Origin of the sequence: Aminobacter ciceronei, assembly GCF_014138625.1 — a bacterium.
Taxonomy (GTDB): Bacteria; Pseudomonadota; Alphaproteobacteria; order Rhizobiales; family Rhizobiaceae; genus Aminobacter; species Aminobacter ciceronei.
Genome location: NZ_JACJHY010000004.1, coordinates 233896 through 257519, shown reverse-complemented (window position 1 = coordinate 257519; position 23624 = coordinate 233896). Strand labels below are relative to the sequence as shown.

Here is a 23624-nt window from a genome sequence, read left to right as displayed (position 1 = left end):
CGGTTGAAGCGGTTGACGCAGGTCGTGTGCGGACCGTAGCGCGTCGGAATGTCGGCCCAGGGAGCACCCGTGCGAAGCCGCCAGAAGATGCCGTTCAGCACCTTGCGGTCATCGGCGCGCGGCACCCCGCGCACCTTCGTCGGAAGCAGAGGCTGGATCACCGACCACTCGAAATCCGACAGATCGAAACGCGCCATGATCACCTCCCGCTGATTGCAGGAAGGGAATCACAACCGATGCCAAATGGGAATCCCGTTTATGGGTATGTGACCTAGAACCGTGGTCAGGCAGCACAGCTCCCGACGCGAATTTCGCTCAGCAGGCTTCTTCTTCCTCGGGCGCCTCTTCCCCGCCATCCAAGAATTCGGCAAGCTGCTCCTCGTGGGGCTCGTCGTAGGTTTGGAAGCGGGGCAGCTCCCGTATCTGGTCGCCGTCCGAGTGATAGAGGCGGGTGAAGGTGAACCGGCCTCCAAAGCGATCGCCATGGCCTTCACCATAGGCATTCTTTTCGCCGGCGATCGCCCAGATTGCAACGAGCCCCTGTCGCCTGAGCAGGTCGAGGAAGGCGGTTCGATCGACAAGGGCAACGCTTCGTCCTGCCTCGCTTACCGACGGATCCCAGAAGCGCACGATGTCCGTACCATCTTGATAGACGATCGACTGGCCGTCCGTGAGCCGAAGATTCAATCCGTCCATGATCCAGCGCGCAGGTAAATGAAGATTTATGTTGTCGCTGATTGACCCGTCATAGCCGGCGGATTCCGCCGAGTATTCCGCTGTAGTCGGGAGCGCCGGGATCTTGACGCCGGATCGCTCGGACGATCCATCGGGACGCCATTCGTCGATCCAGTCGTCATGACTTTCGTCGAGCGTGTGCCACGGAAACTCGCCTAGATGCACGCGGTATCCGCCCCCTATTGCGGTCGGCAGATCGTGGTTCGCGGTAAGATGGCTTCCCGACATGATGTTGATCGCCTTCCCGATGTCGCTCGCCCCGACCACCACGCATGACACACGCCGCCAGCTTTCGGTGCTGATCCGTGAAGCAGATGCGTGCCAAGTCTCGAAGCCGGTGAGGACCAGCCAATCGCGGTTGTCGTGAGGCGAGGTCACGGCGACCACGTCGATCCCGTCGAGAATGTCTTCGTCCGAGTGGAGCCACGCGATTGCTGTCGCGGGCGTTTTGGCCGGTAGCCCCGGTGGCGTGCCCGTCCAGAACGCGTTGACCTCGAACTGCTTCCATCCGTCGTCGGAGGTGCGAGTGACGAGCAGGGACGGATCCAGGTTGCGCAGCCGGAGCCGGTCCTCGCCCCGGTCCGGCAGACGTGCCAGGTTGTCGCTCATCCGCGCAACGAGCTCGTAGAGCGCCAGCCATTGATATTTCTTGCCGATGCGTTCGAGCGAATGCTTGCTGCGGCTGCTACGGATGCCCTGGTCAAAGGCGCCGTGCAGATCTTCGGTCCAACCGAGTTGGTGGGCGCGCATCACGACCCAGCGCCGCGCCCAAGCAAGGTTGAATTCAGTGGGCCCGCGCCTCGCGAAGCTCTGATACATGCCCTCGGCACGCCAATACTCTGCCTTCTCGCGCCACTCCTCGAAGGCATCCGACCCCACGAGGGCTCGAAATGCTGCCTTGGCTTTGTTGATATGGTCGCGCTTCTCGCGATTGATGAACGTCCCGTTGAGGTTCTGTTGGGCTATCGTCGCGACGAGCGCATCGTGCGCATCCTTCATCTCCTTGGTGGCCGTAGCGCTGAACTGGGCATACCATTCTTGACGCAGACCGAGTGCTGTCGGCAGCTCGACGGTGCCGATCGGAGCCGGGCTCCAATCTTGCACGGCGTAATCGAGCACGTATCGGCCGAAGTCGCCGTCTAGGCAGGAGCTGACTATCTGGTCGCGCCATCTTCCGCTCTCGCCGCAACCCTGCGAATAGGTGTCCATGGTCTCATCGGACACATGATCGATCGGCCAGGGGCTCTTAAATGGAGGTTCAAGGTTTGCCGGATCGATGGCACTTGGATCGCCGTGGTGCTGGGCGTAGCCTATCAGTCCGAGGGCGTGATTGCGAAGCAACTCGTTGGTCGGGGGCGAGCGGTCGGCGAACAGGTCGTCGTATAGCTTGCGCGCGACGGCAGTCAGCGCGTTCGGCTTCCAGCGCCCTTGCATCGCGGCGCCGTACAGCGAAGCGACAACGCGCTCCGTCACATAGCCGTCGTCGACATCCTTGAACCGGTCCCACAACGTGACCGCCAGTTCCGGGCGACCCGCCAGCAGCACGACCAGCGCTTTAGTCGCGCAGTCGCGCAGCGGTCGGTGCGTGGCCGTCAGGAACCATGTGAGTTGGACCGCCGCAAGCTCGGCGCGGCCTTTCGTGATGCGCGACTGGTCCGCGTTCCAAGCCCAGTTGACAAGGTGGTTCGCTCGATCGGATCTCGCTAGATGTGCGCTCCACCCAGCGTCGCGCTCCGGCATGCGGAACGTTCGGAGTTGCGCGTCGAGATAATTCACATTGAAAGGGTGACCCGGCTCGGACGCAAGCGCGATCAGCGTCTCGTATCGAAAATAGCTGTCGCACTTATCCTCAACCAGCTGCCAAGTTCGGTCACAGAAGGCCGAAGCGCAGCGGGTAAGTAGGCTTTTCGCGAAGGCATTATCGATCCAGCCGATGCTGGGCAATCCTGCGAGGTCCGGAAGCTCGACTTCGAACCGTTCCGGCAGCTGGACTGCAAGCGCTTCGAGAAGGCCGGGCACAATCCTTGACCTGGCATCTGACAGCGTTGCATTGAGCGGCGATCCGGGTTCGCAAAGTTTGTTCGTCCCGTGCTGCGCGCTTCGATCCAGCAGGTTCGCCGCGATCGCATGATCGCCGACGCGCTCGAACGCGAAGCGGACAACTTCGTCGTCGCCCGCGACCGAGTAGGGGTCAGGTTCGATCGCCAGCAATCCCTCATTCGCTAGCTGGAATAGAAGGTCACGGGCCATTTCCTGGCCGTCGTGGATCGACCGCATCAGCGCGTCGGCACGGGCGTGGCCGACCTGCCCGCGGCCAGCGTTGGCCATCTCTTCCGCCAGCGCGGCAATCGCCTTTCGAGCGATCCTGCGCATTGGCGCGACGCCTAGAGTAGCTTCGACCCGCTTCGATGCTTCAGTGGTGAATAGCTCCAGTGCAGCGGAAACGCCAACAAGGCTGTCAGGCATGAGCGCTTGGCCATCGGCCCTGAGCGCATCGCACGCGATGCGTAGGAAAAGCGGATTGCGAAGCTCGTCGAGTTGGCGCGGCGTCTCAGGAACACTAATGCCACGCTTGGCGAGATAGCGCACGACGTCCTCGTCGTCGAAGCCAAGATGTTCGATCCGAGGCAGTTTCTTCTCGTCCAGGGAGGATGGGATCACGACGTCGGCGTATGTGGACCGGCACGACAGAACAACGGTGATCCAGGGAAACTCGCGCAAGTCACTCAGGAGCCCGGGTAGCCGCGTCGGCCAGATCGACTGCCCGTTCTTTTCGTTCAAAGCGTCGATCGCGACAAGGGTACGCACGCCAGCCGCTTCACCGGCCGCGTTCAGCGCGCCAAGGAACTGCTTCACCTGCAAATGTTTCGGCAGGTCGAGATCCCGCAAGATCTCTCCCCAGGGTTCGGCGTCGGGCAGCTTGCCGCCGAGGATCATGAGAGTGGGGCGGTCTAGCTGAATCTGGTGCGCGCATGCGTCCGCAAGAAGATGAGACTTGCCTGTGCCGGCTTCGCCCAGGATCAGGAGCGCCCGTCTATCGAGGTACGCCCAGCGATCGGACCTCAGCCCGCGGCCCGCAGAGCGCAGCGCGCCGACGAGGTTGGAGACAGCTGCGACCTCGGGATCCGGCTTGTCCATCGAAGTGCGCTTGAGCTCAAGATTGTCATGCCAAGTCAAGGCCAACTCGGCGGCCTTGTCGACCGATTCCGTCAAGTCGACAAGGGGGAACGGTTCCGGTCGCCCCAGTCCCGCCTGCCGCAGCACCGCGGCTGCGGCAAACGCGGCGCTGTTTGCTCCGCTGTCGCCAGTAGCGGGCACCTTCTCAAGCCTACCTTCGATCCTCGCGGCGAAGGCCAGCAGCTCGTCGAATACACTAGGGTCGCGGAGGGTTGCAAGGATCGTCCGTCGGACGGGAAGGTCTATGTGGCATTCGGGGCTGTAGCGCTCGCCGAGGCTATCGACGACGCGGTTGAAGGCCTTGCTGAGCCATTCGCCGGTCAGCATCTCCTTGTCGAACCAGAACGCTATGCGCCCCGCTGACCGGATGTTACTTTCGGTGAGCCTGAGCTTGATCTCATGCGCGTCCCACCGGTCGATCGTGATCGTGCGGCCAGCTGCTTTGGCGGCCTCGATCCTTCCATCCTTCCATGCGTCCCATTTCGAAAGCGCGGTCTTGACGTCCTCTTTCCGGGAATCGGAGAGATCGAATGGGAAACAGGCAACGAAACGGTTCATCACGGGATGCTTGTTGAGCGCGGTCGTCAACGACTTTTCCAGCGACCCGATCATGCTGTCGAAGCTCGAGTAAAACTTGACCTGCCAACCGACCTCCGACCTGTCTGCGAGCGTGGCGAAGCACTCTACGCCGGCATCGCCTCCGCGACCCTTCCGGTCAAAGCGAATCTTATCTTTGATGGGCTCTTCGTTGGCTAGCTGACAGCAAAGCTCCTCGAACGCGTCTGCCTGGCTGCCGCGATGCTGGCGAATTTCGTACATGTCGATGTCGGGGAGAGCCATCTGAGGAAGCGACCTTGTTACTGAGCAGCTGGGCGCGGCATATTCTTGCGTTGAACGGATACTGATCATCTAACTACCGGCGATGCATTCGTCCACGAGCGGTGATGATATGATCTACGTAGTTGATACCTGGGACGAGGCATCGATGTCTCGGGCAGCACGACTGCGTTTAGCCGGTTCTTTCCATACGCATCGATACTTCTGGCCTTGAGATGGAGCCGCCGCCTTCGTAGCTAGCATTTCCCACCCTGAATGGCGAAACCCGGCGCATTGCCTTCGAGGCTCGCCGGCCCGATGAGTGGCCGCTTTGCGATGTCGCCGCAGGTTCCGGTGGCACCCGCCCGCCGCATCCTTCATGACACCTGCACAACCCTAGCCCTCCAGCCCACCCTTACGTTGGACGTCGAACATCCACAGCCCCCCGTCGTCGGTGGGCGGCGGGTGATAGGACCGGTCGGCCGGTATCGCTTCGAGCTGCACGCCGGTTTCGTCGGCGAGGTAGCCGATGGCCTGGTCGCGGCGGTGCGGGTCGAGGAGGAGGTCGCGGCGCGCGCTGCGCCGGGCCGGGTCGATCATCTTGAGATGATAGAGATTGAGCCCGCTGCGCAATTCCTTGAAGCCGGCATTTTTGGGGTGCCACAGATTATGCAGGCCGGTGTCGGCCGAAGCGCGACCCGACGTCGCCGCTCAAAAACTCATCGCAAACCCCACCGTTCCCTTGACGCCGTAGCTGCCGGCGAAGCTGGTGGAGGCCAGCGCCTCGCCGTGCAGGGTGCCGCCGGCCCAGCGATAGGTTGCGCCCAAGCCGAGTTCGGCGCCGAAACGCTGCGCGGCAAAAGCCGTGTCGAGGCCTGAGACCATGACGCTTGTGCCGTCGCCGAACTGGTAGGTCAGGTTGGCGATGCCGTGGAGCTGCATTCCGGCCGCTTCATGGTTGGCGGCGATGCCGATGCGGCCCTTGAGGCTGTCGCCGTCCTTGAGAGAGACGACGGCGCCGAAGCGGTCGGTGAAGCTGTCGAAGTCGACCGACGACCAGGCCAGCTGCGCCTGCGGCGTCAGCGACCAGCCGTCGCCGAGCGCGATGTTCCGGCCGGCCTCCAGGCTGAGCGCATGGCCGCTGCCGTGAATGTCGTCGCCGACCCTGCCGATGCCCGTGGCATCGAGGTCGCTGCGCAACATGGCCATCTGCACCTGTCCGTCGACATAAAAGCCGTTCTCGCCAAACCAGCTCAGCGTAGCCCCGATGCCGTAGCTGGTGGTCGCGTTGGATCCGTCGCCGATGCCGGAGAAGATGTCGGCGCCGGCGCGGCCATATTGCACGGTCAGCCCGCCTATCCACATGCCCTGGGCGTTGGCCGCCAGCTGGCCGTCGAGGCCGGCCTGCAACAGCGCGCCCGTGGTGTCGAAGCCTGTGCCGCCGCTGGTCGACCCACCTGATTTGACGCGGCCATGCGCGCCCTCGATGCGGGCCCAGATGGGGCCCGGCGCGGCGCCGCCCGAAGCCGTGCCGCCGATCGGCGCGGCACCGTCCAGCGCCGTGCCGTAGCGGGCGCCGACGCGCTGCTTGAGGGTGGGCAGCTCGACCATGCCGAGCAGCAGCTGCGGATAGGTTTCGTAAACAGGCAAGGTCGGCGCCAGGCCGGACGAGCGCAGATACCAGTCGCCGTCGGCGGGGTCGGCAATGCCGTTGTGGTACAGGCCATAACGATAGGCGCCGGCGATGGCCGGGCCGGCGAGCGCGAAGGCACTCGCATCGGAGATGCCGTCGACCCGGATGACGCGGATGCCGTCGGCGGTGGTCAGGCCACCTGTGCCGCCGACATTGACGACGCTGACCAGCGTGGTGCCGTTGCCGAGAATGCTGTTGCCGCCGATGACCAGCAGGTCCGTCGGCGCGGTGTCGGTGCCGAGTTCGGTGGCGATCTCGAGCGTGCCGCCATGACCGGTATAGTCGCCGGCAACCGTCAGCGTGGTGCCCGGTGTGCCGCCGAACGTCACCCGCCCGGCATTGTTGAGCGAGGCGACAGACTGGTCGAAGCCGTCGAGCGCAAGCGTGCCGCCGCCGAGAACCATATGCGCCGAGCCGGCACTGAAGACGTTGGCAGCGCCTGCGGCCAGCAGGCCTGACGCAACCGTCGTGCCGCCGGCATAGCTGTTGGCGCCGTTCAGCGTCAGCCTGCCCAGGCCATCCTTGGTCAGGCCGCCCGCGCCGGTCATTTCGGGGGCGATGCCGATATCGTGGCCATTGGTGTCGACGATGCCGCCGGCTGTGCCAAGGCTGATCTGTTGAGCGCCGTAGTTGCGGAAGAAGGTCGCGTTGTCGGCGATGGCGCGGATGATGCCGCCGTCGAGCGTGAGATGTGCCGTGCCCATGCCGCCGCGGAAGCCGCTGGTTTCCACGACCCCGCGGGCACCTGGGGTGCCCAGCACGTCAAGCGTGCCGCTTGCCGCCGCATCCGACATGCCGAGATAGACGCCGCCCTGCGCAAAAACCCGGCCGCCGTCTGCGATGGTCATGGCGCCGACGCCGTAATTGCCCAAGTTGAGATTGGAGCCGGTCATCTCCCAGCTCGACCCCGCACCCGTCACGGTGACGGAGCCGTCGCCACCGGCATTGGCGCCGACATAACCCTGGTTGCTGCTCACCCGGGCGCCGCCCTCGATCCGCAGCACGCCCTGGGCGCCCAGGCCGACCGTCAGCTGGTCGGTCATGGTCCAGGACCCGGCCGATGTCAGCAGCGCCTCGCCATAGCCGGCGACGCCGACGATCGCGTCGTGGCTCGAGACGGTGGCGCCGTCCGAGATGGCAATTTCGCCCTGGCCGTAAGTGCCGATGTTGATGCGGCCTGTGGTCACGACGCGGCCGCCCTGGGCGACATTCAATGTGCCGCTGCCCTCATAGCCGACATTGAGGTCGTTCTGCTGGGTCCAGGTCGAGGCGTTGCCCTGGCCATCGTCGCCCGACACGGTGACGACACCGACGCTGCCGGGGCTGGCGCCGACATAGCCCGACGCGCTGCTGACGCGCCCGCCGGCGAGAACATCGAGCGTTCCATCGCCGGACTGGCCGATGACGACGTCACCGAGATTGTTCCACCATGAGCCCTGGCCGGAAACCGTAACCGAACCGGTGCTGCCAGCCGCATCTCCGACAAAGCCGCCGCTGTCGGTCACCACCCCGCCATCGAGAATGTCGAGGGTGCCGCTGCCCTGACCGCCGACAGTGAGAAAATCCGTGTTGGTCCAGCTGGAGGCAGTGCCCGCGCCGTCGCGCCCGCTGACGATGACAGTGCCATTGCCGCCGATATCGCTGCCGAGCGTGCCCTGCCTGTTGGTCAGCGTGCCGCCATCCTGGATGGTCAGGGCGCCGATGCCGGTGCGGCCGATCTGCAGATCGTCAGCGCTGGTGATAACAGTCGGATCGGAAGGATCGACGTCGCCGCTGAGGATGACCTGCTGCGCCGCCACGGGCGCGCTCGCCAGCATCAAGGCCAAAGGTGCTGCGACCATAAGCAGGCAATGGCGGGACAGTTGGAAAGCCCCAAACGGGCGGCGATGCTTCAACATGGAAAACCGAAATGATTCAAATACCAAGCGAGGTTGGGAGGATCATGGTTAAAACTTCGATAATCTGCGCCGGCCGGCACGAGCATAAAGTCGTGGGGCAGAGGGGCTGTGACGAGAGGTCGGGTTCGTGGGGATGGCGCCGGACGCAGAAGCCGCACATAATCAGGACATGCCCGAGCCGTTGCCTGGCGAACAGAGGGCAGGGCTCTGGAAGGTCGGAGACGCGCCATGGATATCCGGTCGCTGTTGACGGAACTGAGCGACGCTTTCAACGCCCATGATCTCGATCGCATCCTCGCGCTGTTTGCCGACGATTGCGTTCTGGAGATGCCGAGGGGCAATGCGCCGTGGGGCGCACGCTTCGAAGGCAAGCCGAAGGTGCGGGAGGCACTGGCATCGCGCTTTCAAGGGCTGCCTGACGTCCACTACGGCAACACAGAGCATTTCGTCGATGCGGCGGCTGAAACCGGCATCTCGAAATGGACGCTGACGGGCACGACACCGGATGGGGTTCGAAAGGAAGTCCGTGGCTGCGACTTCTACACGTTTCGCAACGGCGAGGTGATCCGCAAGGACTCCTACTGGAAGATCGTGGAGTGAAGCCTTGGCCAAGGCCGGCGTCGTGCTGCGCTCCACCCGCAACAGGCGGGTCGACGCGATCTCCCGAGTGCCTGGACGACCACGCGCCTGCCGATGGCCAACGATGCGGGCTGCCGCGGACACGCCCGGTCGGTGGGCGGCTGCTCCGCCCGCCGCTGCCGCCGCGATCCGCAAACGCTGGCGCGTGCGACCTTGCGCGCTGAACTGCCTCGCTGCGCCGGAACAAGCTGCTGATTTGGTAGCCTGCCTAAACAGACGAGCTTTCGTTCTAAATTGAGCTAAACAGGCAAGCGCGCTAATCAGGACGGGTCGGAACGCGGTCAGTCCTGCGCCGGCCTGGAGGGAGGAGCCTCCCAGCATATTCTGGAATTTCAACCGTCCGGCGCAGCCGCCGGATCGTTGCGCGTTTCCGTCCTGTTGCACCTGGCGGCCGACTGCCTGCGGCGACGGATGGATTTCGCGCGACCGCTCGCGAACAAAAGGGACCTTCCATCATGAATCTCGCCTCACTTCTCGCCGCCCGCACCGCCGCGGGCAAGCCGGTTCGGGTCGGACTGATCGGCGCCGGCAAGTTCGGCTCCATGGTGCTGGCGCAGGCCCAGCGCATTCCCGGCTACCACATGGTCGCGGTTGCCGACCTCAATGTCGGCAAGGCGCGGGACGCGCTCGAGCGTGTCGGCTGGCCGAAGGAGCGCTTTGCGGCGACCAGTGCCGCCGATGCGGTCAAGAACGGCACGACCTTCGTTACCGACGACGTCGCCAGGCTCCTGGCCTGCGGCGAGATCGAATGCGTCATCGAAGCGACCGGCCATCCGATTGCCGGCACCCGCCACGCGCTTGCCGCCATCGAGGCGAACAAGCATGTCGTCATGGTCAATGTCGAGGCCGACGTCATGGTCGGGCCGATCCTGGCCCAGAAGGCGGCGGCCAAGGGACTGGTCTACTCCATGGCCTATGGCGACCAGCCGGCGCTGATCTGCGAGCTGGTCGACTGGGCCCGCGCCACCGGCTTCGAGGTGACCGCTGCCGGCAAGGGCATGAATTTCGAGCCGCGTTACCGCTATTCGACCCCCGATACGGTCTGGGGCTTCTTCGGCTGGTCGGAGGAATATGTCGCCAAGGGCGACTTCAATCCGAAGATGTACAACTCGTTCACCGACGGCACCAAGGCGGCGATCGAAATGGCTGCGGTGGCCAACGGCACCGGCCTCGATTGCCCCGACAATGGCCTGGCCTTCCCGCCGGCCGGCCTGCACGACCTGGCAAAAGTGTTCCGGCCGGCAGCCGACGGCGGTCGCATGGACCGCAGCGGTCTCGTCGACATCGCCGCCAGCCAGGAGCCGGACGGCCGCGAAGTGTTCAACAACATCCGCTACGGCGTCTTCGTCACCTTCAAGGCGCACAATGAATATTCAAAAGCCTGCTTCAACCAGTATGGCCTGCTGACCGACCCGTCGGGCTGGTACGCCTCGATGTGGCGTCCGTTCCACATCATCGGCCTGGAGACGTCGATCAGCGTGCTGTCGGCCGTGCTGCGCGGCGAAGCCACCGGCTGCTCGAAGGAGTTCCGCGGCGATGCGGTGGCGACCGCCAAGAAGGACATGCAGCCGGGCGAGATGCTGGATGGCGAGGGCGGTTTTGCGGTCTGGGCCAATGCCATTCCAGCGACGCGCAGCCTGGCCCATCGCGCCCTGCCGATCGGCCTTGCCCACAATGTCAGGCTGAAGCGCGCGATCAAAAAGGACCAGATCGTCAGCTTCGACGACGTCGAACTGGTCGACGATCTCGATGTCGTGGCGCTGCGCCGCGACATGGAAAGCCGCTTCGCGCCGAAGCCGGGCGTGGCCGCCTGATCGTTGGGAGGGAAAGCCGATGGCCGAGGCCCTGCCTTTCGTGGTGATCCCGGAATTCCGGGTCAGGCCGGCGGCCAGGGCAGCGTTCCTCGAGGCTGCCCTGGACGACGCGCGGCATTCGCTTGCCGACGAAGCGGGATGCCGTCGCTTCGACGTGGTCTGCCCCGAGGGCGTGGAGGAGACGGTGGTGTTTTACGAAGTCTATGACGACCGCACAGCCTTCGAAGCGCATCTTGAGACACCGCATCTCAAACGCTTCCAGGCGGCGATGCAGACGCTCGGCGTCGACGAAACGGGCGTCCGTTTTGCCGCCTTGCAGAATGGCTAAAAGGTGAGGGGAGGCAGCACAATGGGCAACAGGCATATCGGGTTCGTCGGCACCGGCATCATGGGCGGCCACATGGCCCGCCGGCTCGCCGAAGCGGGTTTCCGGGTGACGGCCTGGAACCGGACGGCCGACAAGGCCGCGGCACTGGCCGCAGCAGGCGTCGAGCTGGCCGGTAGCCCGGCCGGCGCCGCCAGCGCGGCGGACGTGGTCATCTGCATGCTGAGCTCGGGGCCGGTCTGCGACGAGGTCCTCTTGGCTGCAGGCGGTGTGCTGGAGGCGATGCGCCCCGGCGCGACGCTGGTGGTGATGAGCTCCATTCCGGTGGAGACCGCGCGCAGCCAGGCAGGGCAGGCGGCCGAAAGGGGCGTCCGTTACATCGACGCCCCGGTTTCGGGCGGCGAGACCGGCGCCCGCGACGGTTCGTTGGCCATCATGGCCGGCGGCGCGGCGCAAGAGGTTGCGGCGCTTGCCGATGTCTTTGCGCCGCTGGGCCGTCTCACCCATATCGGCCCGGCAGGCACAGGCCAGCTGGCCAAGCTCGCCAATCAGCTGATCGTCGCCTCGAACATCTGTGCGGTCGCCGAAGCCCTGGTGCTGGCCGAGCGGGGCGGGGCCGATCCGGCCATGGTGCGCGAGGCGCTGCTCGGCGGCTTCGCCGACTCGACGGTGTTGCGCCAGCACGGCCAGCGCATGGTCGACGGCAATTTCATCCCGGGCGGACCGGCGAAATACCAGCTCAAGGATACCGGCACCGCGCTGGCACTGGCCGGCGCGCTCAAGCTGCAATTGCCGATCGCCGAGACGGTCGACGCGCTGTTTCGCCGGCTCGTCGAGGAGGGCGGCGGCGATCTCGACCACAGTGCGGTTTTTCTGACATTGCAAAACATGAACCAAGCCGGGGGCGCTGGCGCCCTCTAAGATCTGTCAAGGGAGGAAAATGACATGACCATGCACAAAGCCATTCGTGGCCTGCTTGCCGGTGCCGCGATGCTTGCGGCAAGCGTTGCCCAGGCAGCGACGACGTTCACGCTGTCGACGCCCGATCCGGATGCCGCCGAGATCACCGTTGCGGCCAACAAGTTCGCCGAACTGGTGGCGGCCAAGACCAAGGGCGAGGTGACGATCAAGGTGTTTCCGAACGGCACGCTTTATGGCGGCGACCCCTCGGCGGCGGTCAAGCAGCTTGCCAGCGGTTCGCTCGACATGCTGGTGCTTGCCGGATCGCTCTATGCCAACTTCAATCCGAAGTTTTCGGCGATTTCGATCCCCTATCTGTTCGACGACGAGGCACAGCTGCGCGCCTATCTGGCCGGCGAGCAGGGGCAGGAGCTGGTCGCCGACCTGAACGGCATCGGCATCAAGGGCCTCAGCCTGTGGACCCGCCCGTTCCGCCAGATGACCAACTCCAAGCTGCCGATCGAAAAGCCGGCCGATCTCACCGGGCTGAAGTTCCGCGTGCCGAACAACCCGCTCTGGGTCGAGTTTTTCAAGAAGATGGGCGCCGCACCGACCCCGATGGCCTTCGCCGAAGTCTACAACGCCTTGCAGCTCAAGGTCGTCGATGGCCAGGAAAACCCGATCAGCGTGCCGCTGGCGGCCAAGTTCTACGAAGTCCAGGGCTTCGTCTCGATGACCAACCACATGGCCGACTCCTGGGTGCTCGGCATCAACCCGGCCAAGTTCGACGCCCTGAGCGACGCCGAAAAGGCGGCGATCAACGAGGCGGCGAAGGAAACGGAAGCCTGGAAGGCCGACAACGACGCCGCCCAGGCCGAGACGATCCTCAAGGAGCTGGAGGGCCATGGCATGAAGGTCAATCGCCTGACCCCGGAACAGCAGGCCGCCTTCGTCGCCGTGTCGAAGGAGCTCTATCCGGTGTTCGCCGGCCTGGTGAAGGACCAGGCCTTTTTCGACAAGAGCGTTGCCTTCGTCGGCAAGAAGTAACAGCTGGCGCCAAGGCGGCGGGAAGAGGGGGCCCGCCGCTGCTTCTGGGAGGAGCATATGGACAAGCCCATGGACGAGCCGTTGGACAAGCCGGTGGACTGGCCGCGCAGCCGTTGCGATGCGACGCTTCACGTCCTGCTGGACGGCCTCGCCGGCCTCGCCATGACAGGCGTGATCGTCGTCGTCCTGGCACAGGTCGCCAGCCGCCTGCTCGGCGTGCCGTTGTCGTGGACCGAGGAAGCCACGCGCTTCCTGTTCGTCTGGATGATCTTTCTCGGCATCGGGGCCGGCTTCCGGACCGTGGAAACGGCCCGCGTCACCGTCTTCATCGGCATGTTCAGGGGCGGGCTGCGCCGCCTGGCGGTTCCGATCTATGTCGCCTCGTCGGTGCTGTTCTTCGTGCTGATGGCATGGACCGGCTGGAAACTGGTCCAGCAGCAATGGATGATGAACGAAACCGCCGCCACGCTGATCGTGCCGATGTGGGTGATCGGCTCGATCATGCCGATATCGGCCATCCTGGCGATCGCAGCCATTTTCGAGTCGCTTCGCACACGCCGCAGGCAGATCGAGCTGCCTGACCTCGATCTGCAGGTGGGGCAGGCAGTCGACGTCGACGTCAACGTTCCCGACACGGAGCCGAAGCCATGAGCATCGCACTGCTCGTCCTGTTCCTTTTGTTGAGCGCGCTCGGCGTTCCGCTTGCCGTGGCGCTCGGCCTGGCAGCCGTCGCGGTGATCTTCGCCTTCACCTCGACCCCGATCGACCTTTTGTCGCAGAGCATGTTCTCGGCGATGAACTCGTTTCTGCTCGTCGCGGTGCCGCTGTTCATCTTCGTCGGCGTGCTGATGGAGCGGGGCCGGGTCGCCGAGAAGCTGTTCGACTTCGCCGAAGCCTGCGTCGGCTGGATGCCGGGCGGCATGGGCCATGTCAACGTCGTCTCGTCGGTCATCTTCGGCGGTGTATCCGGCTCGTCCGTCGCCGACATCGCCTCCATCGGCGCGATCGAGATCAAGGCGATGGAACGCCACGGCTATCCCAGAGGTTATGCCGTCGGCATGACGCTGTGCACCTCGACCCTGTCGTCGATCATTCCGCCGTCGATCCTGATCGTCATCGCCGGCTCGATCGCCAATGTGTCGATCGGCACGCTGCTGGTGGCGGGACTGATCCCGGGCCTGTTCATCGCTTTCGCCTTCATGGTGTTCAACCATGTCTATGCCGTGCGGCACGGCTACAATCCGCCATCGCCGATCAACCTGCGCAAGATAATCGTCACCGGCATGGGTGCCATCCTGCCGATGCTGACGCCGGTCATCCTTCTGGTCGGCATCGTCGACGGCTATTTCACGCCGACCGAGGCGGCGGCGATCGCAGCCCTCTACACGCTGTTTCTTGCCGTCGTGCTGTACCGGACCATCGGCATCGGCGAGCTGCCGGGCATCGTCGTCGAGACGGCGCGCACCTCGGGCACCATCCTGTTCATCGCCGCCACCGCCAAGCTGGCCGCCTGGGTGTTCACCTTCGACGGCCTGCCGCAGCAGGTCGCCGCTTTCCTCGGCGCCGTCAGCACCGGCCCGACAACGGTGCTGATCCTGGTGTTCCTGTTCCTGATCGTCGTCGGCATGTTCATGGACGCGATCGCGGCGATGTTCATCCTCATCCCCGTGCTTCTGCCGCCGGCGGTTTCGCTGGGCGTCGATCCGATGCATTTCCTTGTCGTCACCGTCATCACGCTGACGCTCGGGCTGGTGACGCCGCCGGTCGGCGTCTGCCTGTTCGCTGCAGCGCAAGTGGCAAAGATGTCGATCGAGGACGTCATCAGGGGCGCGATGGCGCCGATGTCGATCCTGGTGCTGGCGATCCTGGCGCTGGTGCTGTTTCCGATGCTGACGCTCGGGCCGATCCGCCTGATGGGCCTCTACTGATGGCCCCCCACTGATGGCCTCCTTGCTGATGGAAAAGCCCGACTTCATCGTCGTGATGGGTGTCTCCGGCACCGGCAAGTCGGTGATCGCGCGCCGCCTGGCCGAGCGGCTCGGTGTCGACTGGATCGAGGCCGACAGCTATCACAGCCCTGAAAATGTCGAACGCATGCGCAGCGGCCAGGGTTTGACCGACTGTTTGCGCTGGCCCTGGCTCGCGGCCGTGGCGGCAGCCGCCCTTGATTTGCCCGGCCGGCCGGCCGTCGTCGCCTGCTCCGCCTTGAAGCGCAGCTATCGTGATTTTCTGCGCCAGCGCCTGGGCGATGTCGCCTTCGTGTTTCTGGACGGCGAGGCCGAGCTGATCCGGCAGCGGCTCGGCGACCGCGCCGACCATTTTGCCGGACCGTCGCTTCTGGCGAGCCAGCTGGCGACGCTCGAGCGCCCGCAAACCGACGAACGCTTCATCGCCCTGCCGATCGCCTGGAGCCCCGATCGCATCGTCGACGCGGCCGCCGCAGCCTTCGCTTGATCAGGCTCCGGCTCAGCTTCAGGTTCAGGCTATGGCTCCGGCGCTGCGCTCCGTGCGCAGCCAGTCGAGAAACGTCCTGACCTTCTTGTGGCGCAGGTGGTCGCGCGGGCAGACGATCCATTGTGTCACGATGCGGATCTCGGGCGGGCTCTTGACCGGGCAGACGACGGCGCCGGCGGCAAGCTCGCGCTGCATCATCAGCGTGCTTTCGAGGGCGATCCCCATGCCGCCGGCGGCAGCGTCGATTGCCATGTGACTGCGATCGAACAGCACCCGGCGCCAGCGTTCCCTGGGCTCGACGCCGGCAAGCGCAAACCAGCGCGGCCATTGCGCCTGCGATTTGACCGAGTGGATCAGGCGATATCCCAGGACATCCCCAGCCTCGAGGCTGCCGGGCCCGGCCAGTCCAGGCGAACAGACCGGAATGAAGCTCTCCTCGGTCAGTCCCTCGACGAACAGGCCGGGCCATTTGCCGTCGCCATGGCGGATCTCGACATCGACAGCCTCGCGGTTGAAATCGGTCGGTTCGTTGGTTCCGTCCAGCCGCACCTCGAGATCCGGGTTGGCGGCCAGGAACTGCCCGAGGCGCGGCAGCAGCCATTTGTTGGACAGCGTCGGTGTCGCCCGCACCGTCAGTGTCGTCACCGAGCGGTAGCCGCGGATGGCGTTGGTCGCCTCGGTGATCAGTTCGGCACTTTCGTCGATGGACTCGAAGAAGCGTTCCCCGGCCTCGGTCAAGACGACGCCGCGTCCGACCTTGGCCAGCAGCGACACGCCGAGCTGTGTTTCCAAAGACTGGATCTGCTGGCTGACGGCCGACGGCGTGACGCCCAGTTCGCCTGCCGCACGCGTAATGCTGCGGCTGCGGGCCACCAGGTGGAACACCCAGATCGAGCGAATCGGAACTTGCGACACAAAGACATCCTAACCCTTGGATCGCACGGTCTTATCGCGCGTCGGCCGAGTCAATGCATGCCCGGCGTCGCCGACGCGGCCGGGTCTGACGACGCGAGGGCTGCACCATATGGTCCGTCTCGGGGGCGGTTGCGGTGCGGCGGCTTTCAGCCACCTCCGGTACGAAAGCGGGGGTTGACGATGTGAACCTTGGAGTGGCGGGGGAATGTGCCGTGAGCAGTTCGACAACATCTGTTGATAAAGGTGAGATTGCCAAGGCGTGGCCCAATGGGAAGCACATAGAAAGTAGGGCATGTTGCTGCGTGATGTTCGCTACACCCTATCAACAGGCCCGGAGCCCTATAAACTGCCCGCAACAAATACCTAAGCGAAGTCATCATGCCGGTATCGAGAAAGCGAAAAAAGAGGGGCCAGCCGGTCAAATCCAGCGATCCGCACAAAATCGTTTTCAGGCAGATAGAGATTGGCGGCGACAATCATGCGGAGTTCAAGGCGGCGATGATGGATGCCGCCCGGAAAGGGGTTGACGAGTTTCCAAAGCTCTTGGGTCGTATCTCCGACCTATTCCAATCGACCTATCCGCCCAACCTCCTGAGTACGTTTGCCTTTTACGGTTGCCAGGGCTCGATCGACGATCAGGGCCATCAAAAGCCCATGGCCGGGGGCATACTACAATACCATGTCGAGTTGTTGCAGGCGCTGGCTCTGATGGTGCCTCGCGAAAAATGGGGCGGAGCGCCTAGTACGGGCGAGAAAATGCAAGCGGTCTTCGACACGGTCCCGGAGATTTCCGACACGTTTTTGAGAATTCGGATCGTCAGACAGGCGGACGAGACCGACGCTCAAAAGAAAGCGGTCTTGTCGCTACAGGAGAAAATCCGACTTCATACCCAGGCGGTACGGAATTGGGGCTACTATCTCGAAGTCATCAAAATTTGCCGCGAACTATATTGCCCGCTTGATGGCAAGTTCAATGAGGTGCTGGGCTTTTCAGCGACCGACTTCATCGATGTGGCGGAAGCGCTAGTGTCTGAATTTGAGAGGCGCGCCCGCCTTCACTTCGAGACTATGCGAAAATTTCTGCGGGGCAAAACCATTCCCCAGATTGTGAATCTATATTTCGAGCATATGCCCAACATACAGGGTTCGCCGGGTGATTTTATCAAGTCCATACCCCCCGGCACATCGCTCCAAGGCGTGAAGGGTTTCCTGATGTCCCACGCGGATCTCCGCCACGTGGATCTGATGACGTTCACGCCAAACGAGTTGGCAACCCTTACCAACAAGCCAGTAAGCACCGTCGAGAAGGTTCTGGACGCGATCGCCCTGGAGCCAGGCGCTCTGGTCGGTGCAAATGTTGAATACCTCTTTCTCTCCAATCCGGTTTGGACGCGGCCCGCTATCAAGCTGATGGACGGCTACTTCATTCCGCTGCCTCAGGCGGTCTTCAGCCATATCAACAACATCATGCGGGGACTGGCAGAGAGCGCCAAACTGGACAATGCGCTCAGCGACCGCCGCGCCGCCTATCTTGAAAACAAGACGGAGGAAGTGCTGAAAGCGGTGCTGCCAACGGCCCGTATCGAGAAGAACAAGAAGTGGTCAGTCGACGGCGTTCAGTACGAGACGGATATTTTCGGCGTCGTCGATCGGACATTGATCATCGTGGAAGCCAAGTCGCACCGAGTTTCCTCGCAAGCGCTTCGTGGTGCTCCCGATCGCCTGAGGAAACACCTGGTCGATCTTGTTGTTGATCCGTCAGTGCAATCGGAACGGCTTCAGTCGCTGGTAGTTAATGCCCGAGCCGGTGACACGGTGAGCAAAGCGATTATCGCTCCGCTGGGACTCGATGCGGGACAGATCGACAACATCATTCGCTTGTCGGTGACGCTTGATGATTTTTCGATCATGAGCTCGTCAGAGGACGAGTTAAAAGAGGTGGGATGGATACCGGAGGGGCATGAGCTTGCCGCTACCATCCTCATCGCCGATCTAATCTGCATAGCCGAGATATTAGTTAACGAGCTGCAGTTCTTGCACTACCTCGCAGAGCGATTTCATTTTCAGAAGGCGTTCGAGCTTCTCGGGGATGAACTCGATTTTCTGGGTTTGTATCTCGCAAACGGGTTCAATCTTGGTCAGGCGCAAAAGCAGTTGAAACGCATTGCGCTTAGCGGCCTGTCGGAGGTAATCGATCGCTACTACCAAGGCCGAGAAGTTGGGTTGGAACTTCCCCGTCCGAAGTCCAACCTGAATCGCACCTTCCGCGATATCGTTGATCGGCTGACGCTTCGAAAGCCGCCAGGCTGGACGACCATAGGCATTCACCTCCTGAATTCCGTCGATGGCGAGGAGCAGAAAAAGGTTACGGCGGGACTGGAGCGGCTCCGCAAATCTGTTCTGAACAAGCGGACCATACCCGGCGATGATTGCATCATGCAGATTATTCCGCCGCTCGAACGGAAAGCGACAATTGCCTTCTTCGTTTACTCTCCCGACGGCGGTTTGGACGTCCGAAAGTCCATGGAGCAAATTGCGGCGGACATGCTGGAGCGCGACGAGGCCAAGGTATGCGTTGTATTTGGTAAAAGCACCGCAGCATGGGACGAGCCTTATCGGTCAGCGCTGATCGTTCAAAAGAGAGATTGAACCGAAGGCTCAGAGAGAGCCCTCCTGGCCGCGATCAAGCTGCGATCAGTTTTGGCTTAGACGTGCGAAGCAGTTGGGCCTCAAGCCCAACGCCAGCCTCCCGTCATCCGGGCAGGCTGGTGGTCGAACTCGAGGCTTGTGCATCGATGGCGTCGCGGCTCGACGACCGCCATCAAGCGCGAAGCCGTCCGTCAGTGCGGTAACAGCAGCTCCAGCGCCCGCGTCAGGCAAAAGGATCAGCTGCCGCCGCCATCGAGCGGCTGAACCGCAGCACCGGGGAATATCTTCTGCAGATTGCCGGAGATGATCTTGTCGCCTTCCACGATGCCTGACGTCAGCGTCACCAGCTCGCCGTCGGTGGGGCCGAGGGCGACGACGCGCTGTTCGACGAGGTTGTCCTTGCCGACGACATAGACATATTTGCCGAACTGGCTCGAGCCGAGGGCCGTCTGCGGCACCATCAGGGCGTTGGGCAGTTCCCTGATATGCAGGCGGATGCGGACATATTGGCCGGGCAGCAAGGAGAAGTCGCTGTTCTCGATCGTCGCGCGGGCGACGATGGTGCCGGTGTTGCGCTCCACCGCATTGTCGATGAAGGTCAGCTTGCCCTGACGCGGCTTCTCGTCGCTGCCGGGGATGATGACCTCAGTGTCGACAGTGCCGTCGGCAAAGGCCTTCTGGATCTCGGCCAGCTCGGTTTCGCCGGGGTTGAAGGTGATGTAGATCGGCGCGAGCTGGACGAGATTGTTCAGCGGCGTGCCGGCCGAGCTGGTGACCAGCGTGCCTTCCGGCGCCTGGTTGCGTCCGAGGCGACCGTCGAAGGGGGCACGGATTTCGGTGTTCTTCAGATTGATCTCGGCGGTCCGCAAGGCCGCGCGCGATATGGCGAGTGCCGCTTCCGCCTGGCGCACGGCGCTGCGGCGCTGATCGAAGCCGTCCTTGGCGAGATAGCCGTTGTCGGCGAGCTTGTTGCCGCGGTTGAGACTGGAGTTGAGGTATTCGAGCGATGCCTGGTCGCGCTCGATCTGCGCCTTGGCCTGGTCGAGTGCTGCCTGATAGTCCGAGGCCTCGATCCGGTAGAGCAGGTCGCCCGCCTTGACGTCGGCGCCGTCGGATACCGGCTGTTCCTGCAGATAGCCCGACGCCTTGGCGCGCAAGGTCACATTGCGGATGGCCTCGGTGCGCGCGGCATATTCGAGATAGATGGGGATCGTCTTCTTGACGACGCCGACCACCGGCACCGGCATGGCCTGGGGCGCCGGGGCCGAAGGGGCGGCACCGGCAGAGGTGCTGCCGACGTTCCAGCCCTGTTGAGCGAGCAGGTAGCCGCCCGCCACAGCCAGAGCGAGAAGGCTGCCGTTCAGACCGAGTTTGAAAATGCGCATCGTAATACTCCTGATTATTCGGCCGGCTCGACCGCATGGGGATGCTGCGAGCGGCGGGCGAAACGTTCACGCCAGGTTTCGAGCACGACGTAGAAAATCGGCACGAAAGCAAGCGTCAGCACGGTGGCGATCAGCATGCCGCCGAAGACGGTGGTGCCGATCGACTGCCGGCTTGCCGCGCCGGCGCCCGACGCCAGCATCAGCGGCACGACACCGAGGATGAAGGCGAAGGCCGTCATCAGGATCGGGCGCAGCCTGAGGCGCGCGGCTTCGACGGCCGCGGCGACGATCTCGACACCTTCCTCGCGCCGGCGTTTGGCAAATTCGACGATCAGGATCGCATTCTTGGCGGCGAGGCCGATCAGCATGACGAAACCGATCTGCGAATAGACGTCGATCTGCAGGCCGCGCAGCCAGATCGCCAGCAGCGCGCCGAGCAGGGCGAGCGGCACGGCGAGCAGCACGACGAAAGGCATCGACCAGCTTTCATACTGCATGGCCAGGACCAGGAAGCAGAAGACGATGGCGAGGCCAAAGACGAGGTTGGCGATCGAGCCGGCGCGGATCTCCTGATAGGTGATGCCGGTCCATTCGAAGGCGAAGTCCCGGGGCAGGGCGCTTGCCGCGACACGCTCCATGGCGGCGACCGCCTGGCTCGAGCTGTAGCCTTCGGCGGCCGCGCCATTGACGAGGGCGGAAGGGTAGTTGTTGTAGTGGGTGACCGTTTCCGGTCCCGACACCGCCTTCAGCGCGCCCAGCGTGCTGAGCGGCACCATGTCGCCCGTATTGCTGCGGACATAGAGCCGTGAAATGTCGGTGGCAGAAGCGCGCGCCTGCTGTTCGGCCTGCAGCGTGACGCGGAAGGTGCGGCCGAACAGGTTGAAATCGTTGACATAAAGCGAGCCGAGATAGATCTGCAGCGTCGAGAAGATGTCGGGCAGGTTGAGGCCGAGCAGCTTCGCCTTGTTGCGGTCGAGGTCGTAGGAATATTGCGGCGTCGAGGTGCTGAAGGTGGTGAACAAAGTGAACGGGTTCAGCTCCGGCTGCTTGCGCGCTTCGGCAAGCAGCGCCTGCGTCGCCTCGTCGAGGGCGACAGCACCGCGGCCGGTCAGGTCCTCGACCTGGAACTCGAAGCCGCCCGTCGCACCCAGACCCTGGATCGAGGGCGGGTCGAAGGCCAGAACCAGCGCTTCCGGAATCTGGATCAGCTTGCCCTGGGCGATGTTCTTGAGTTCGGTGGCACTTTCGCCGGGGCCGCGCTCGTCCCACGGCTTGAGCACGGCGAACTGGACACCGGCATTGGACTGGTTGGCGAAGGTGAGGAAAGAGAAGCCGACGACGGAGCCGACGGATTCGACGCCGGGCAGGGCGCGGAGGACCTCCTCCGACTTCTTGGCGACGGCCGCCGTGCGTTCCACCGAGGCGCCGTCGGGCAATTGCAGGACGACGAAGAAATAGCCCTGGTCTTCGACCGGCAGGAAGGTGGAGGGGATGCGCTGCGACAGGGCGTAGGTGGCGTAGAGAGCGAGCGCGAACAGCCCCATGAAAGCCCAGCGCCATCTAACGAAGCTGCGGATGCTGCCGGCATAGGCGTTGGACAGCCAGCGGAAGCCTGAATTGAACCAGCGGAACAGGACGAATTTCGGCGCGCCGCGATGGCGCAGGAAAACCGCACTCAGCGCCGGGCTCAGCGTCAGCGAGTTGAAGGCCGAGATGGCGAACGAGATCGCCACCGTCAGCGCGAACTGGTTGTAGAGCTGGCCGGCGACGCCGGGGATGAAAGCGACGGGCACGAAGACGGCGAGCAGCACGCCTGTGGTCGCGATGATCGGGCCGGTGACCTCCTTCATCGCGATCTTTGCCGCCTCGAGCGGCGGATGGCCGTCTTCGAGCTGGCGTTCGACGTTTTCGACGACGACGATGGCGTCGTCGACGACAAGGCCGATGGCCAGCACCATGCCGAGCAGCGACAGCATGTTGAGCGAGAAGCCCAAGAGATACATCACCGTCAGGGTGGCGATCAGCGACACTGGTATCGCGATGATCGGGATGATGGTGGCGCGCCAGCTCTGCAGGAAGATGAAGACGACGAAGACGACGAGCAGCAGCGCTTCGACAAGCGTCTTGATCACGTCGTCCATGGCGGCGGAGACGAAGCGGGTGGTGTCGTAGAACATGTTGTAGGACATGCCCGCGGGGAAACGCTTGGACAGCTCGTCCATCTTGGCCTTGACGCTGCCCTGCAGGTCGAGCGCGTTGGAGCCCGGGGCCTGGAGCACGGCGAGCACGACGCTGTCCTCGCCGTCGAGGCTGAAGGAGGAGGAGTAGGACAAAGCGCCGAGTTCGATGCGTGCGACGTCGCGCAGATGGATCGCGGCGTGGGTTTCGGGATCGACGCGCAGGATGATCTCGCCGAACTGCTTGGGGTCGCTCAGGCGGCCGACGGCACTGACCTGCATCTCGAAGGGCGTGCCCGACGGCGCCGGCGACTGGCCGATCTTGCCGGCCGCGACCTGGATGTTCTGCTCCTGGATGACGTTCTGGACATCGACGGCGGTGACGCCGAGGCTCGCCATCTTGTCGGGGTCGAGCCAGACGCGCATCGAATAACGACGCTCGCCGAAGAACTGGACGTCGCCGACGCCGGGCAGCCTTTTGATCGGGTCGAGGATCTGCAGATAGGCGTAGTTCGACAAAGTGGTGAAATCGACCGACTTGTCCGGCGAGCTGAGATTGACCAGCACGTTGAAGTTCGGGTTCTGCTTGATGACGGTGACGCCGGTCTGGTTGACCAAAGCGGGCAGGGAAGGGGCCGCCTGCGAGACGCGGTTCTGCACGTCCATGGCGGCGATGTCGACGTCATAACCGACCTGGAACGAGATGGTGATGCGCGCCGAGCCGTCGTTCGAGCTCGTCGACGACATGTAGAGCATGCCCGGCACGCCGTTGAGCTGCTGCTCCAGCGGCGTCGTCACCGTATCGGCCACGACCTGGGCGCTGGCGCCGGGATAGTTGGCGGCAACCACGATCTGCGGCGGGGTGATGTCGGGAAACTGCGAGACCGGCAGAAGGAAGTAGGAGATGGCGCCGGCCAGCACCATGATGATGGCGATCGCCGAAGCGAAGATCGGCCGCAGGATGAAGAAATTGACCATGATGGTTCTCTCCGAGGCGGCT

At 63.7% G+C, this 23624-nt stretch carries 16 protein-coding genes; 9 read left to right on the top strand and 7 right to left on the bottom strand.

The window, feature by feature from the left end; translation table 11 throughout:
• The 4 genes from HNQ95_RS06690 to HNQ95_RS06675 all read right to left on the bottom strand — a co-directional run.
• Positions 1-197 (bottom strand): transposase (locus HNQ95_RS06690; RefSeq protein WP_182573599.1); only part of this gene is annotated, 197 nt, incomplete at its 3' end.
• 118 nt (positions 198-315) lie between these two features.
• The gene (locus tag HNQ95_RS06685) at positions 316-4752 is read right to left on the bottom strand and encodes an NACHT domain-containing protein (RefSeq protein WP_182573600.1); all 4437 of its coding nucleotides are present in this window, start codon (positions 4750-4752) and stop codon (positions 316-318) included.
• Between the two features lie 372 nt (positions 4753-5124).
• The gene (locus tag HNQ95_RS06680) at positions 5125-5361 is read right to left on the bottom strand and encodes a hypothetical protein (RefSeq protein ID WP_182573601.1); all 237 of its coding nucleotides are present in this window, start codon (positions 5359-5361) and stop codon (positions 5125-5127) included.
• Between the two features lie 78 nt (positions 5362-5439).
• Positions 5440-8262 carry an autotransporter family protein gene (locus HNQ95_RS06675; protein WP_182585772.1) on the bottom strand — a complete coding sequence of 941 codons (2823 nt, stop codon included), beginning with the start codon at positions 8260-8262 and terminating at the stop codon, positions 5440-5442.
• 285 nt (positions 8263-8547) lie between these two features.
• Between HNQ95_RS06675 and HNQ95_RS06670 the strand changes: the two genes are divergently transcribed.
• The 8 genes from HNQ95_RS06670 (at position 8548) to HNQ95_RS06635 (ending at position 15498) form a co-directional block, all read left to right on the top strand.
• A complete protein-coding gene (locus HNQ95_RS06670; protein WP_182573603.1) occupies positions 8548-8919 on the top strand; it encodes a nuclear transport factor 2 family protein in 372 nt (123 codons plus the stop codon).
• Between the two features lie 494 nt (positions 8920-9413).
• Positions 9414-10772, top strand: coding sequence for an NAD(P)H-dependent oxidoreductase (locus HNQ95_RS06665; RefSeq protein ID WP_154387313.1), 1359 nt, complete (start codon positions 9414-9416; stop codon positions 10770-10772).
• Between the two features lie 19 nt (positions 10773-10791).
• Positions 10792-11100, top strand: a complete 309-nt coding sequence (locus tag HNQ95_RS06660; RefSeq protein ID WP_182573604.1) for a putative quinol monooxygenase — start codon at positions 10792-10794, stop codon at positions 11098-11100.
• Between the two features lie 21 nt (positions 11101-11121).
• Entirely contained in the window at positions 11122-12018 is an 897-nt protein-coding gene (locus HNQ95_RS06655) for an NAD(P)-dependent oxidoreductase (protein WP_182573605.1), read from the top strand.
• Between the two features lie 30 nt (positions 12019-12048).
• Positions 12049-13044, top strand: coding sequence for a DctP family TRAP transporter solute-binding subunit (locus HNQ95_RS06650; RefSeq protein ID WP_376769249.1), 996 nt, complete (start codon positions 12049-12051; stop codon positions 13042-13044).
• 57 nt (positions 13045-13101) lie between these two features.
• Positions 13102-13695 carry a TRAP transporter small permease gene (locus tag HNQ95_RS06645; RefSeq protein WP_376769248.1) on the top strand — a complete coding sequence of 198 codons (594 nt, stop codon included), beginning with the start codon at positions 13102-13104 and terminating at the stop codon, positions 13693-13695.
• A complete protein-coding gene (locus HNQ95_RS06640) occupies positions 13692-14972 on the top strand; it encodes a TRAP transporter large permease (protein WP_182573607.1) in 1281 nt (426 codons plus the stop codon). Before HNQ95_RS06645 ends, HNQ95_RS06640 begins: the two co-directional genes overlap by 4 nt.
• 13 nt (positions 14973-14985) lie before the next feature.
• On the top strand, positions 14986-15498 hold the full coding sequence (locus HNQ95_RS06635; protein WP_182573608.1) for a gluconokinase: 513 nt from the start codon (positions 14986-14988) through the stop codon (positions 15496-15498).
• 24 nt (positions 15499-15522) lie between these two features.
• On the opposite strand, the gene HNQ95_RS06630 is transcribed toward HNQ95_RS06635, so the two are convergent.
• Positions 15523-16413 carry a LysR substrate-binding domain-containing protein gene (locus tag HNQ95_RS06630; RefSeq protein ID WP_182573609.1) on the bottom strand — a complete coding sequence of 297 codons (891 nt, stop codon included), beginning with the start codon at positions 16411-16413 and terminating at the stop codon, positions 15523-15525.
• Positions 16414-16791: 378 nt separating this feature from the next.
• Between HNQ95_RS06630 and HNQ95_RS06625 the strand changes: the two genes are divergently transcribed.
• Complete coding sequence (locus tag HNQ95_RS06625) at positions 16792-19062, top strand: hypothetical protein (protein ID WP_182573610.1); 2271 nt, start codon at positions 16792-16794, stop codon at positions 19060-19062.
• A 236-nt stretch (positions 19063-19298) separates the two neighbouring features.
• Here HNQ95_RS06625 and HNQ95_RS06620 read toward each other — a convergent pair whose 3' ends face one another.
• Positions 19299-20447 carry an efflux RND transporter periplasmic adaptor subunit gene (locus HNQ95_RS06620; protein WP_182573611.1) on the bottom strand — a complete coding sequence of 383 codons (1149 nt, stop codon included), beginning with the start codon at positions 20445-20447 and terminating at the stop codon, positions 19299-19301.
• A gap of 14 nt (positions 20448-20461) precedes the next feature.
• A complete protein-coding gene (locus HNQ95_RS06615; RefSeq protein WP_182573612.1) occupies positions 20462-23602 on the bottom strand; it encodes an efflux RND transporter permease subunit in 3141 nt (1046 codons plus the stop codon).
• Positions 23603-23624 lie beyond the last annotated feature (22 nt).

Coding starts and splice junctions, on each gene's coding strand:
- HNQ95_RS06620 (WP_182573611.1), bottom strand. CDS start 20,447: ATGCGCATTTTCAAACTCGGTCTGAACGGCAGCCTTCTCGCTCTGGCT.
- HNQ95_RS06670 (WP_182573603.1), top strand. CDS start 8,548: ATGGATATCCGGTCGCTGTTGACGGAACTGAGCGACGCTTTCAACGCC.
- HNQ95_RS06635 (WP_182573608.1), top strand. CDS start 14,986: ATGGCCTCCTTGCTGATGGAAAAGCCCGACTTCATCGTCGTGATGGGT.
- HNQ95_RS06665 (WP_154387313.1), top strand. CDS start 9,414: ATGAATCTCGCCTCACTTCTCGCCGCCCGCACCGCCGCGGGCAAGCCG.
- HNQ95_RS06640 (WP_182573607.1), top strand. CDS start 13,692: ATGAGCATCGCACTGCTCGTCCTGTTCCTTTTGTTGAGCGCGCTCGGC.
- HNQ95_RS06645 (WP_376769248.1), top strand. CDS start 13,102: ATGGACAAGCCCATGGACGAGCCGTTGGACAAGCCGGTGGACTGGCCG.
- HNQ95_RS06655 (WP_182573605.1), top strand. CDS start 11,122: ATGGGCAACAGGCATATCGGGTTCGTCGGCACCGGCATCATGGGCGGC.
- HNQ95_RS06615 (WP_182573612.1), bottom strand. CDS start 23,602: ATGGTCAATTTCTTCATCCTGCGGCCGATCTTCGCTTCGGCGATCGCC.
- HNQ95_RS06650 (WP_376769249.1), top strand. CDS start 12,049: ATGCACAAAGCCATTCGTGGCCTGCTTGCCGGTGCCGCGATGCTTGCG.
- HNQ95_RS06625 (WP_182573610.1), top strand. CDS start 16,792: ATGCCGGTATCGAGAAAGCGAAAAAAGAGGGGCCAGCCGGTCAAATCC.
- HNQ95_RS06685 (WP_182573600.1), bottom strand. CDS start 4,752: ATGGCTCTCCCCGACATCGACATGTACGAAATTCGCCAGCATCGCGGC.
- HNQ95_RS06660 (WP_182573604.1), top strand. CDS start 10,792: ATGGCCGAGGCCCTGCCTTTCGTGGTGATCCCGGAATTCCGGGTCAGG.
- HNQ95_RS06675 (WP_182585772.1), bottom strand. CDS start 8,262: ATGGTCGCAGCACCTTTGGCCTTGATGCTGGCGAGCGCGCCCGTGGCG.